This is a genomic window from Lysinibacillus sphaericus (genome assembly GCF_002982115.1).
GTDB classification, from domain to species: domain Bacteria; phylum Bacillota; class Bacilli; order Bacillales_A; family Planococcaceae; genus Lysinibacillus; species Lysinibacillus sphaericus.
The window spans coordinates 499,368-511,920 of the sequence record NZ_CP019980.1 but is presented as its reverse complement, the minus strand read 5'-3'; the positions used below and the strand labels follow the sequence as shown (position 1 = coordinate 511,920).

Below are 12,553 nucleotides of genomic sequence, written 5' to 3'. Positions count from 1 at the left end.
TCCCACTCAGTCTTTTTTATAGTGAAGCTGTTGTTTTTCTTCAAAGCGCTCAAGTGCTAGCGCAATCAGTCGATTAATAAGCTCTGGATAACTTACGTTTGTATGTTGCCAAAGAAGCGGATACATACTAACAGGTGTAAAACCTGGCATTGTATTTACTTCGTTAATATAAATGGCATGATCTGCCGTGACAAAGAAATCAGCACGTACTAAACCACTTCCATCTAAAATCTTAAACGCACTTTTTGCGTGCTCTTTTAAACTAGTCACAACTTCTGTAGGTAGTTCAGCAGGAATTATTAATGCTGTTGAACCATCCTTATATTTTGAATCATAATCATAGAACTCCGTCATAGGCTTAATTTCACCTGGTACAGATACTTCTGGAAAATCATTGCCCAGTACAGCTAATTCAATTTCACGTGCTACAATACCTTGCTCTACCACAATTTTACGGTCGAATTGCAATGCTACCTCAATTGCTTGAATCAGTTCCTCACGGTTCGAAGCTTTACTAATACCAACACTTGAGCCTAAATTTGCTGGCTTTACAAACATTGGCCAAGACAATTTCTGTTCACAACGCGTTAAAATAGCATCTTGCTCTTTCGTCCATTCACTGCGAATGAAGTACGTATATGGCACTTGTGGTAAGCCCGCAATTTCAAACAACTGTTTCATAATCACTTTATCCATACCTGCAGATGATGCCAACACACCATTACCGACATACGGAAGATTCAACACTTCCAGTAAACCCTGTACAGTTCCATCTTCCCCGTTTGTTCCATGCAGTAAAGGGAAAATAACATCAAATTGGACCGCTGCCCCGTTTTTATCAATTAAAAACGCTGTAATATTATTTTCTAAAATAATGGCATCATCACCAAATTGCAATTCTTCAATCGAATTTGCGGGTTTTTCTAAACGCTCACCGCGTCGCCATTCCCCATCTGGTGTAATGTAAATCGGATATATCTCATACTCCTCGAAATTCAAAGCTCCAGTGACTGCGCACGCCGTCGACAATGACACCTCATGCTCCGCTGACTTTCCGCCGTATAATAAACCGATTCTTTTTTTCATTTTTTGTGCCCTCCACATACTTCTTGAGTATTATTAGTTTATCACGAAACGGCTTGACAAATGACATAAAAATCTCACCGTAATTTGGACGGTGAGATTTGAGTGCCTTATTCATTCAAAAGTTGGTCACCCAAGTAAAATGACTGACTATCACTTTCTTGAGTTCCATTCCTTTATAGCTGGTGAAATACCTGCTATATAGTTAAATAATATGAATCAATTCATCGTGCTCGTTTTTCAAAATTGTATTTAAATCATCCCAGACCTCATCTGGAAAGGAATAATCTGACAGGTTACGTATTTCTATACCATATGCGGCTTTCGGCTTCTCAATGCGATACAGTGACAACAATGCGCCCTCTTTAGCAAAGGAGCGATACGCACGCAAAAATTCCGGCGTAAGAGAAGGAATACTCGATTTTACTTTACGGCGCCAAAAACCTGTGCTTCGTTCTTTTTCACGTATTAACGTATTAAACACATTAGCGACGAGCAAATCTGAATCACTTAAATGGCGAAAATAAATTTTCGTCATTTTCTCTACATCCGAAGAACAATACACAAACCGATTTTGCAATTTATTAAAAAATGGCGAAGTAATCGGTTCTTTTTTATGACTTATGTAAAGCAGTTCTCCCTGTTCCATCGGTGTCAGCTGATCCAGCCTCTTTTCATCCATAAAATCTACCCAACACAATTCTTTCGACTCCGTAGCTTTTTTTACAAAACGAGGAACTTCCTCATCTGCTATATAATCAAACTGTGTATGCATATTAAATGATCCGTCTTCATAGGAATGCTTTAGTAAAAGTAAGTGATGCAGTGGATCTAAAGCAGCCACGAATTGCGAGAATTTAAGCCCGCTAAATATAACAAATTTATCGACATCATTCATATGAACATATATATGATACATAAAATCTTCAGCTGACTTTAATTTCTTAGCCACATCCATCACCCCATTCTTCACTTTATTATAAAACTAAACATCATTTTTTGAAACATTTTATGCTATTTGTCGTCACAACAATATACTCAGGCGTAAAATTGTTTTTTGCGTTATAATGTTAATGTTCGACATGCGTCTGTGCGCAGATTTTAAACTATTTTATTTTAGGTGGCTTTTATGGAAAATAAACGAAATTTCGTGAACCGTTTTGACTGGACGCTCGCTTTTATACTTTTCACTTTTCTTGTCATTAGTTTATTAGCAATTGCATCCGCTCAAACTTCCGGACAATATGGTATTAATTACGTACCTTTGCAACTAAGATGGTATGTAATTGGTGCATTTATTATCGGTGTCATTATGTTTTTCGAGCCTGATCAATATAAAAAAATGGCTTGGTATATGTACGGAGCTGGAATTGCTCTTTTAGTTTTGCTTATTTTCATGCCGGAAGGTAAAGGCCAAATTGGTGAGCCTGTGAATGGTGCTAAAAGCTGGTTCCATACACCACTTGGTAATATCCAGCCCTCCGAATTTATGAAAACTTTTTACATTTTAGCGCTTGCCCGCCTTATTAGTAAGCATCATGAAGTCTACTCTTTAAGATCCATTAAGTCTGACTTCATTTTACTAGGTAAAATCGCTTTAACGTTGATTATACCACTTGGTATTATTATGAAACAGCCTGACCTTGGTTCAGCACTTGTTTTCTTTGCAATTACTGCTGCACTCGTTATTGTAGCAGGTATCTCTTGGAAAATTTTATTACCTACTTTTTTAGGTGGTGCTGTCGTCGGGGGAAGCCTCCTGTGGATGGCACTTTACATGCAGGAATTTTTAGAGAAAACATTTGGATTTAAAGCGTACCAGTTTGCCAGAATTTACTCTTGGCTAGATCCATACTCCTATTCATCGAGTGATGGTTACCATTTGATTACTTCCTTAAACGCTATTGGGTCTGGTGAAATCTTCGGTAAAGGCTTCCGTGGGCGCGAAGTATACGTAGCCGAAAATCATACGGACTTCATCTTCACCGTCATCGGTGAGGAATGGGGTTTTATCGGTGCAAGTATAGTAATCTGTATTTTCTTTTTGTTAATCTATCATTTAACTAAAACAACATTATTATTGAAAGACCCTTTTTCAACTTATGTTTGTGCAGGTATTATCGCGATGATTACGTTCCATGTATTCGAAAACATTGGTATGACAATACAGCTACTACCGATTACAGGTATTCCACTTCCATTCATAAGTTATGGGGGAAGTTCTTTAATGGGCAATGCCTTGGCCATCGGGCTAGTCTTTAGCATGCGTTTCCATTATCGTACTTACATGTTTACAACGTACGATGAAGAGGATTAAGAAATTTAAATAATAAAAAAAGAATGGATAGCCTCTCTACTTTCGAAAGAGAACTATCCATTCTTTTTTGTAAAACGAGTTAAGCTTGAACTTGCGGAGTTTGCGTTGGTGGTGTGAGCACTTTTAAAAGTTCAAGTCGAGACTTTGTTACAGTAGCTGTCACACCCAACTTCGATAAATTCGAAACAATCTTTTTCAAATCTACTTCCTTCGTCATACATTCCACCTCAATCTTTTCTCGATTTTATATAACGTTTTATTTCCAAAAAAGTTTCATTTTTTCTAAGTGTTAGATGTCAGACGAGTTTATCTGTATCTATCATACCATTTAACTCGCCTTTAATATTTTTCAATTTTGTTACAATGTAAATTATGTTTAAATGTCACTTTTTTAGGCAAACAAAATACACTATAGAATAGAATTTGATAAATACATTATTAACTCATCAAATCAATTCTATTCGTTGTTCTTCATTATTTTTGACCAGCCAGCAGGAACAAGCTTCTACCAAAAGAGGGAGTGAAAGAAGGAATAACTATTGTGGATGAACGGTTACGCAAAATAATAACTGAACATAAACTAAATCAATCCTTGTCTTGGTTTCAAATGCTTCTCCTACCGCACCCTTGTAATAGCAAGAACAAGAGAGGTAGAATATACATACTGAAATATTGTAAGAAAGCAGGAAATTAAATGATAAAACCAATTTTACTCTTAATGTCAGTACAGTTTCTCGTCTACCTAGGCTTTGGAATTATTATTCCTGTCCTACCAGAGGTCATCGTACAAAACGATTGGCAAAACATCCATGTAGGCGGTTTACTGACAGTGTATTCTCTTGCAAGTTTTTTTACCGCACCACTTTGGGGAAAGCTTTCTGATAAAGTCGGTCGTAAGCAACTCATTTTAACAGGATTGGTAGGGTTTAGTCTCAGTTTCATTATTTTTTCGATGTTCATTGATCATTTAACAATGTTATACGTATCACGTATCGTGGGTGGCTTATTCTCAGGTGCGTTGTATACAGCTGTAACAGGTTTTATTGGTGACATGTCGAGCGAGGAAGATCGTAATAAGTACATGGGTTTCATGGGCATGTCCATTGGTCTAGGTTTTATCTTCGGTCCTGCAATTGGCGGCATGTTAGGTAATTATAGCTTGCAATTGCCATTTATCGCATCAGCAGCTTTAATCGCACTATTATTTATTTATGCAACTTTCGTCTTAAAAGAACCAGAAAAACGAAAAGATGTAACAAAAAGAGCAATTGTCCCAAAAGGTGTTGGCAAAATGCTTCAATACCGTGTTCGTTATTTATTTATGTTCTCGTTCTTAGTGACTTTTATGCTGGCAGGAGTAGAAGCAACATTCCAGCTTTTTCAAATTGACCGTATACAAATAACACCTTTGCAAATCGGTTATTTATTTATGTTTAGTGGCTTTGTAGATGCAGCCATACAAGGTGGCGTAGTTCGTCGCATTAAAAATGGCACAGAAACATCTTGGCTCATTGGAGCTCAAATCATTACAGCAATCGGTATGCTTTTATTTACTTTAACAGGCAATCTATTAATGGCAGGTTTTGCACTTTGTATCTTTACAGCCGGAAATGCCCTCGCAAGAACATGTGTCGTGTCATTATCCTCCAAAGAATCTGGCGGCCAATATGGGACAGCAGCAGGTCTTTCCTACTCTATGGATAATTTAGGGCGTATTCTCGGGCCTCTATTTTTCACATGGTTATTTACGATGCAATCTAATCTTGGCTACTATATTGCTGCAGCTATCGCAATTATCTCGATTATTTTAATCTTTATTTATAAGGCTTCAAATAAAACTTTAAGGCTTGAATAATTTTCGTACTATATGTCGTAACTAATAGAAACAGATGTATTTGTTAAACTTATATGACATCCATGTTTGAAAGCGTAAACTCGGAGGATACTGCATGAATAAAACAATCAATTTTTCTCTTCCTAGAGAGCTTGAACCATTACGCTCTGAAATTGAAGATTCGCTACTGGCGGCAATCACTATATCGCCATGTAAACGTTCAACTACAATAACAGAAAGTAAATTCGCCGGTGAACCTTATTTACCTTATTATCAAACAGTTCCAAAGGACATTACTGGTGAAGCGATGCGTTTATTAGCTCAAATAAATTTTGCAGAAATACCAACAATACAAGATTTTCCTACTCAAGGTATTTTACAATTTTTTATTTCATCTAATATTTTTGCCAATGCGGCACATTATAAGGAAGACATTTTTCAACAGTTCTATAAAGTACGATTTTACCCAACGTTAGAAACAAAAACAGCAATGCCAACACAAGAAAAACCTGCTGTGACCACAGATGATTGGTTTCCTATTAAAGAAGAGTTATCGCTACAATTCCACTTTACACAGGAACCTGTCTCAGCTTTAGATTATCGAGCTGTACACTATTTACCGAGTCTAATATGTACCCTAAACCATGATGTTAATTTGCACGAAATCTACTTACAGCATTTTTTAGGAGCTGGCGCTAAAATAGGCGGATACGCATATTTTTTAGAGGAAGACATTCGGCACGAATCTCATCTGCTACAACGGTATGATGTACTTTTACTACAAATAGATTCCAATGATGAGTTCGGTATTATGTGGGCGGATAGTGGCGTAGGGAAATTCTTTATCAATCGTGATAAGCTTCTTCAACAAGATTTTAGCGATATACTATTTCAATGGGAACATTATGTATAAGCTAACTGATTTACCTCTTGCCTTGAAACTGAATACAAAATGAGCAAGCCCCAGCACTATTTTTTTGTGATGGGGCTTGCCTAATTTCGATTACTGTTTGCTAGCTATGCCCTCAAAGTCGCAAAACGCAAAGGCATTGTCCCTACTTTTTTTAGGGGGGAATTTTTTTGATGATAACAAATCACTTACTGTCCTTTCTTTCCACCTGTGAAGTAAGCTATACTAGATATAATGTGAAATATAGTAAAGGGGTGCAGGAATGAGCATTTTTACAGATGTAGAATATCTAGTACCTTTAATTTTATTCGTAAATATCTTATCTGCGATGACAATTATATTTTTAGAGCGTAAAGATGCTAGTTCTACATGGGCATGGATTCTTGTCCTATTTTTCTTGCCATTAGCTGGATTTATTTTATATTTACTACTTGGCAGACAACTGCGCAGGAAACATTTGTTTCGTTGGGAAGGGCGCAAAGATATTGGGATTGATAATCTGATTAGCTATCAAATAGACACCATTCGAGATAATACGTTTGAGTTTCGTATTGAAAATGCCGAAAATTATAAAGAAATGATTTATATGCATTTAAAAACGAATAATGCGGTATTAACACAAGACAATCACCTTGCTATTTTTGACGATGGTGCAGACAAATTTGAACAGCTATTAAAAGACATCGAAGCAGCTAAAGATCATATCCATATTCAATATTACATCTTCCGCTTAGATAATTTGGGTACTCGTCTTATTGACGCAATGATTAAAAAGGCAAAACAAGGAGTCAAAGTAAGGCTCTTATATGATGAGATGGGCTCTCGTAATGTAAAAAGGAGACATTTCAAGGAACTTCTTGAAGCAGGTGGTGAAGTAGAAGTATTTTTCCCTTCCATATTCCCACTGCTTAACCCTCGCCTCAACTTTAGAAATCACCGCAAAATAGGAGTAATTGACGGTCGTATTGGGTATATCGGGGGCTTTAATGTAGGAGATGAATACCTTGGACTTCAAAAGAAATTTGGCTATTGGAGAGATACACATTTACGTATTGAAGGAAGCGCTGTCCACCCATTGCAAACACGCTTTTTATTAGATTGGAATCAAGCATGTGCACAGCAAAAGATGGGTTATTCCGACCGTTACTTCCCTGCTATCCCGAAAAAAGGTGATGTCGGTTTACAAATCGTTTCCAGTGGACCGGACTCTGATTGGGAACAAATAAAAATCGGCTATTTAAAGCTGATTAATATGGCCAAGAGATATATTTATATTCAAACGCCTTATTTTATTCCTGATATTAGTTTTTTAGATGCCATAAAAATTGCTACTTTATCAGGCATTGACGTACGTATTATGATTCCTAACAAGCCGGACCATATGTTTGTTTATTGGGCAACATACTCTTACGTGGGCCAATTATTACGTGCAGGAGCAAAGGTTTATATTTATGAAAAAGGATTTATTCATGCTAAAGCTATTATTATTGACGATGAAGCATCTACAGTAGGAACTGCAAATATCGATGTTCGAAGTTTTAGTTTAAACTTCGAAGTAAATGCCTTTATTTACGATTCTAAAATTTCTCATCAATTAGCTGAGCTATTTGAAAAGGACATTTTAGATAGCACAGAATTAACTTGGGAAATGTATCAAAATCGTTCCAGCATGATAAAGTTTAAAGAATCTATTTCTCGCTTATTAACACCGATATTATAACAACCCATTCGTTCTGCAATTTAAAAAATTAGAAGTGTTCACTAGTTGTTGGTAGCGAAGGCGGTGACTCCAGCTCAGAACAGCACATAATGTAAGACGCGGGCATACGCGCGCAAGCAGAGGGTTGCGGCTTACTGTGCTGAGCGGAAAGCACCGTCGTAGCGGACAACAGCATAGCAAAAAAGTGTTAGATTGATTAGGTTCAATCTAACACTTTTTCTCTTATGTCCCAGCCACTTTTTGCTATGGTTCGCTACAGTGGTTACTTCCCCATTACACACCGTAACGCTGCGTACGTTATCGCTTGAAGTTTTGTCTCCAAGCTCTTTGTTTATTCAGCCCCTAAATACTCTTCTAACGTAACATTCTGTTCTTTCATTTTCTTAGCAATGTCAATTCCAACATATCGATAATGCCAAGATTCATACATATAGCCTGTTAAATGTTCTTTATTTTGAGGGAATCGTAAAATGAAACCATATTCTGCAGCATGCTCAAATAGCCATTTCCCAGCAGGTGTTTCACCAAACTCCTCAGTCAACCATAAATCTTCTTTGCCGACTTCCCCAATATCAAACGCTAGGCCTGTTTGGTGCTCGGAAAAACCTGGGCGTGCACTATAGCGATCTGCTGCAGCTTGACCATCGCGCTTAACATAATTATTGTATAATGTTGTTTGATATTCATAAGAACGATATCCACTAAACGCGACTAAGTTAAAGCCCTGTTGTTTAGCTTGGGCTAACATCTTATTTAACGCTTGACGTGCCTCTGGATTTTCACCTGGTGCAAATGTGGATGGTAGTGGATATTTTTTATTAGCCAGTAAAATACCATCAATATAAGTAGGCTCTGTCGGCATTGCTTGATTTGGGTAATAGCCATTTTCGTCTGGCTGCTCTTGTGGTTCAGTTACTTCGGGTGTTTTTGGTTGCTCTTTTGTAGGATTGTCTTTTTTGCCTTGTTCTGCTACTGGTTGTTCTTCATCTGACGCTACATTGACTTGATTATTCTTATAGTAAATCACTATAAAAATAGATACGATCAGTGCCGCTGAAATAATAGCGCCAATAATAAGTGGTAGTCGATTTTTTTTCATTTCTTTGCCCCTTTTGTGTAGATACAGGGTTGCTAAACAAAACGAGATTTCAAAATCAGGTCGTTTCAATGGGAGTTTGAGCAACCCTAAGACCTTTAATCAATTACACCTCGGCGGAATGTCTTTAAGATTTTTTCAAAACGGCTCGACAGTTCTTTTACATCTTTGACAACCACCAGGTATTTAACTTGTTTCAGCAAGGTTTGCCCTAATCGTTTGCAGTACATACATAGCACTTTCCGTATTAGGCAAGGCTACTGCCAAAGCAAGTTAATACACTATATTTTGATAGTTTTATTTTATCACTGTTCACATTTTTAAGTGTAGCATTTCCACTTATTCTGTAAAAATAATAATAAGTACCGCAATGGAAGCAATAGAGAAAAAGATTGCCATATACTTCATCCATTTCGCCTCTTTAACATATCCTTGCTCCTTAAAACTCTTCGCTCTAAAGCCATTTGACAAAGCAAACATTATTGTCATTGCTAGCACCGCTAAATTAAAATTGCCGATAATAATGCATACAATAGCCGCAATACTAAATATTGCAACTAAAATTGAAGATACCCATTTTGTATTCATGCTGTTTTCCTCCTAAAAAAAATCGAGGCTACAACGCGCCTCGACATTCATTCATTTATGATTCTGCTTTTTCGGGATGCTCCGAATAATATTTTCGACCAATATACGTTTGAAGAATTAGTAATGCACCGCTGACAGACCAGTAAAGCGGTAGTGCTGCCATAGAAGACATAGAAATAAAGACAATCATAATTGGCGAAATGTAAATAAACATCTTCATTTGCTTTTTTTGTTGCTCTGGTACGGTCCATAAAGAAACTCGTGCTTGTACCAAATAAACAATCCCCGCAATTATTGTCATCACAATGTCTGGTGAACCTAAGCTAAACCATAAGAACATATGTGATTTCACATCGGCAGAATATAAAATTGAGAAGTAAAGACCCATAATGATTGGCATTTGAATTAACATTGGTAAACAACCCATATTTAAAGGATTGACACCATGTTTTTGGTACAATGCCATCATCTCTTGCTGATATTGCATTTGTTCTTCTTTTGTCTTTGCTTCCTTCATTTTTTTCTGAACAGCTTCCATTTCAGGTTTGAAGGCATCCATTTTCGTTTTCATCAGTTGTTGCTGACGATAGTTTTTCAACATAATCGGCATTAAGACTAAACGGATAAGAACCGTGATAGCGATGATTGCTAAACCATAGCTACCTGAAAAAATATCATTTCCGAAAAACTCCAGTAAAAATTCCATAGGTTTTACAAAAACACTATAGAAAAAGCCCTCTTTGTTCTCAACTGCTTTACAGCCACTTAATACAAAAACAGCAAGCCCAAGCATTGATAATAGCTTCAAATTTTTCATTTTTCCACCTACTATTATTTTTCAACTAATGTGAAGTATACCTTATTAAGACTACCTTTATCAAATAGCAAGCGCTACTTATCAAATACGCTTAGGCGTTAACGGAAGCGTGACATAATGGTAGTTTGTTCACATAAAAAAGATGCGCGCTTTAGCATCGCTAATACAATCGCATCTTACAGTATGGTTCTTATTCATTGAGTGCCATTTATTGTCCCACAATATTAAGCGTTTTGCATCTCCGTCTCGTTCATTTCAAAACGGTAAAATTCATGATGCAGCTCATCACGGAAATGTTTAGGTGTTACCCCTGTGTATTTCTTAAAAATACGTGTGAAGTAACTCTGATTACAAAAATGGAATTGGTCTGAAATGGATGTAATGCTTTTATTCGTATGTCGTAGGTAATATTGGGATTCCTCTACGCGACGAACATTTAAATACTCGACCAATGTAATGCCCACATGTTCTCTGAAAATACGCGACAAGTGACTAGTACTAATATGGAAGTTATTCGCGATACTCTCCACTGTTAAATCGTTCTCTAACTCATCATTGATATACATAATCACTTTATTGACTGTCTGATGACGGAAAGTCGGTTGCTTTCTATCTGCGATAAAATACACAAAGAAATCAATTAAATCATCAGCAAATTGCAAAAATTCTGCGTCTTTCATCTGATTTTCAATCATATCATTACAAGCAATATTAAAAGCAAAGGCTTTCTTCGAAGGTACTTGATTGTCTAGCAATTTACGAGCAACAATCGACGACAAAACGGAAAAATAACCTCGCACTATTTTAATGACCTGCTTGCCAAAACGTATAGAAAGAATATCAATTAATTCATGCAAAGATTTTTTAGCCTTTGCAGATTCTAAATGGTAAATTTCAAATATTAATTTTGACTCAATATTAAAAAATTCTTCTACACCGATGTATTGATTAATATTATCGATTTCTTGGAAGTATCTTTTTGATATCGTTTCTGACATAGAATGTTGATGTAGTTGCATAATCTTCCCCATCTTTCCTCAGAGTGCACGAATTACATTACAATATTTGACATCAAATTACAAATTCAAAATAAGAAAAAAGTATTTACTTATTTATCATATGAATTGAGTCCTATTACACAATTATATATTGAATATAGCTTAAAAATAACCTAACTTAAACACCAGTATTAAAAAAAATATACTTTACAGTGAATTTTACCATATTTTGCGATTTCCTTTCAACCACATTTTATACATCGTCCTAGTTCTAATTTATCATATAAATACCGTAGAAACCTTGTAAACTTATTAATAGACATTTAAATTTTACCATATACATATTAAAAATAATTAGTAATTAATTATAATACCTTGAATTTTATGTAAGTCAATTTTCATCTTTTTAATGTAGCAATCGACATATCTCTATTTTATTCCGAAATCTTCTCTATATAATTTATACGAATATGTAGTAAAATAGATGATAATACTATTTTTAAAAGTTAAAATGAGGTGCTAATAGTGGATCCAAAGCAAATAGAAGAAATCATGGAGATTATTAAGGAGTTTTTCCCTGAGAATACTTCAATCGCAATTTCTGATACAAATGAATACTTGTACTACCAACCGAGCAAAAAGGTTGATCTAAAAATTAAGCCGGGTGACCCTATCAAAGAAGGCTCAGCTGCACACAAAGCTTTAAGCTATGGGCAAAAAATCAGCACCTATATCGAACCTGATGTATTTGGTGTTGCTTACTATGGCATGAGTATTCCTTTAATGGAAGAAGGCGAAACAAAAGGTGCCATTACCGCTATCTTCCCACAAAAGCCATCAGCATTTTTAACAAACTACATCACGATTAAAATCGATGACTGTTGGTACCCGATTAAACATGATCAAGTGATTTATCTTGAAACACAGTTACGTAAAACATTTGTTAAAACAATGGGGCGCGAAGGTTATCACCGTTTAAACTTAAGTGATTTAGAGCTATTTTTAGCGCCAGACTCATTTATTAGATGCCACCGTTCATACATTGTAAACATCGATTATATTGATGAAATTCAACCAGATTCACATTCAACTTTCTTATTAATTATGAAAGATGGAACGCGTATTCCGGTTAGTCAACGCTACGCAAGTTATTTCCGTCGTTCTTTAGGCTTCTAAGTATCCCCTAGTAC

12 protein-coding genes are annotated in these 12,553 nt (G+C 36.1%); 5 read left to right on the top strand and 7 right to left on the bottom strand.

Annotated features, from left to right (window positions below; all coding sequences use genetic code 11):
• Positions 1-6: 6 nt before the first annotated feature.
• Together LS41612_RS02550 and LS41612_RS02545 are read right to left on the bottom strand one after the other, a co-directional pair.
• Positions 7-1,086 (bottom strand): D-alanine--D-alanine ligase, encoded by a 1,080-nt coding sequence (locus LS41612_RS02550; RefSeq protein WP_024361319.1) that lies wholly within the window; start codon positions 1,084-1,086, stop codon positions 7-9.
• Between the two features lie 202 nt (positions 1,087-1,288).
• Entirely contained in the window at positions 1,289-2,041 is a 753-nt protein-coding gene (locus tag LS41612_RS02545) for a hypothetical protein (protein WP_029747104.1), read from the bottom strand.
• Positions 2,042-2,212: 171 nt separating this feature from the next.
• On the opposite strand from LS41612_RS02545, the gene LS41612_RS02540 reads away from it, so the two are divergent.
• Entirely contained in the window at positions 2,213-3,400 is a 1,188-nt protein-coding gene (locus tag LS41612_RS02540; RefSeq protein WP_024361321.1) for an FtsW/RodA/SpoVE family cell cycle protein, read from the top strand.
• Positions 3,401-3,479: 79 nt separating this feature from the next.
• On the opposite strand, the gene LS41612_RS23275 is transcribed toward LS41612_RS02540, so the two are convergent.
• On the bottom strand, positions 3,480-3,617 hold the full coding sequence (locus LS41612_RS23275; RefSeq protein WP_004232019.1) for an Lmo0850 family protein: 138 nt from the start codon (positions 3,615-3,617) through the stop codon (positions 3,480-3,482).
• 477 nt (positions 3,618-4,094) lie between these two features.
• On the opposite strand from LS41612_RS23275, the gene LS41612_RS02535 reads away from it, so the two are divergent.
• The 3 genes from LS41612_RS02535 to cls all read left to right on the top strand — a co-directional run bounded on the left by LS41612_RS02535 (position 4,095) and on the right by cls (position 7,864).
• Positions 4,095-5,255 (top strand): MFS transporter, encoded by a 1,161-nt coding sequence (locus LS41612_RS02535; RefSeq protein WP_024361322.1) that lies wholly within the window; start codon positions 4,095-4,097, stop codon positions 5,253-5,255.
• Positions 5,256-5,349: 94 nt separating this feature from the next.
• Complete coding sequence (locus LS41612_RS02530) at positions 5,350-6,147, top strand: YwqG family protein (protein ID WP_024361323.1); 798 nt, start codon at positions 5,350-5,352, stop codon at positions 6,145-6,147.
• A 259-nt stretch (positions 6,148-6,406) separates the two neighbouring features.
• Positions 6,407-7,864 carry a cardiolipin synthase gene (gene cls, locus LS41612_RS02525; RefSeq protein ID WP_024361324.1) on the top strand — a complete coding sequence of 486 codons (1,458 nt, stop codon included), beginning with the start codon at positions 6,407-6,409 and terminating at the stop codon, positions 7,862-7,864.
• Positions 7,865-8,195: 331 nt separating this feature from the next.
• Here the strand turns inward: cls and LS41612_RS02520 are convergent, their stop codons facing one another.
• The 4 genes from LS41612_RS02520 to LS41612_RS02505 all read right to left on the bottom strand — a co-directional run bounded on the left by LS41612_RS02520 (position 8,196) and on the right by LS41612_RS02505 (position 11,384).
• On the bottom strand, positions 8,196-8,963 hold the full coding sequence (locus LS41612_RS02520) for a M15 family metallopeptidase (RefSeq protein WP_024361325.1): 768 nt from the start codon (positions 8,961-8,963) through the stop codon (positions 8,196-8,198).
• A gap of 336 nt (positions 8,964-9,299) precedes the next feature.
• Positions 9,300-9,548 carry a hypothetical protein gene (locus tag LS41612_RS02515; protein ID WP_024361326.1) on the bottom strand — a complete coding sequence of 83 codons (249 nt, stop codon included), beginning with the start codon at positions 9,546-9,548 and terminating at the stop codon, positions 9,300-9,302.
• Between the two features lie 55 nt (positions 9,549-9,603).
• Positions 9,604-10,365 carry a membrane protein insertase YidC gene (gene yidC / locus LS41612_RS02510; protein WP_024361327.1) on the bottom strand — a complete coding sequence of 254 codons (762 nt, stop codon included), beginning with the start codon at positions 10,363-10,365 and terminating at the stop codon, positions 9,604-9,606.
• A gap of 224 nt (positions 10,366-10,589) precedes the next feature.
• Positions 10,590-11,384, bottom strand: a complete 795-nt coding sequence (locus LS41612_RS02505) for a helix-turn-helix transcriptional regulator (RefSeq protein WP_024361328.1) — start codon at positions 11,382-11,384, stop codon at positions 10,590-10,592.
• A 504-nt stretch (positions 11,385-11,888) separates the two neighbouring features.
• Here LS41612_RS02505 and LS41612_RS02500 point away from each other — a divergent pair.
• Positions 11,889-12,539: a LytTR family DNA-binding domain-containing protein gene (locus tag LS41612_RS02500; protein WP_024361329.1), complete on the top strand. Its 651-nt coding sequence runs from the start codon at positions 11,889-11,891 to the stop codon at positions 12,537-12,539.
• The last annotated feature ends 14 nt before the right edge of the window (positions 12,540-12,553 follow it).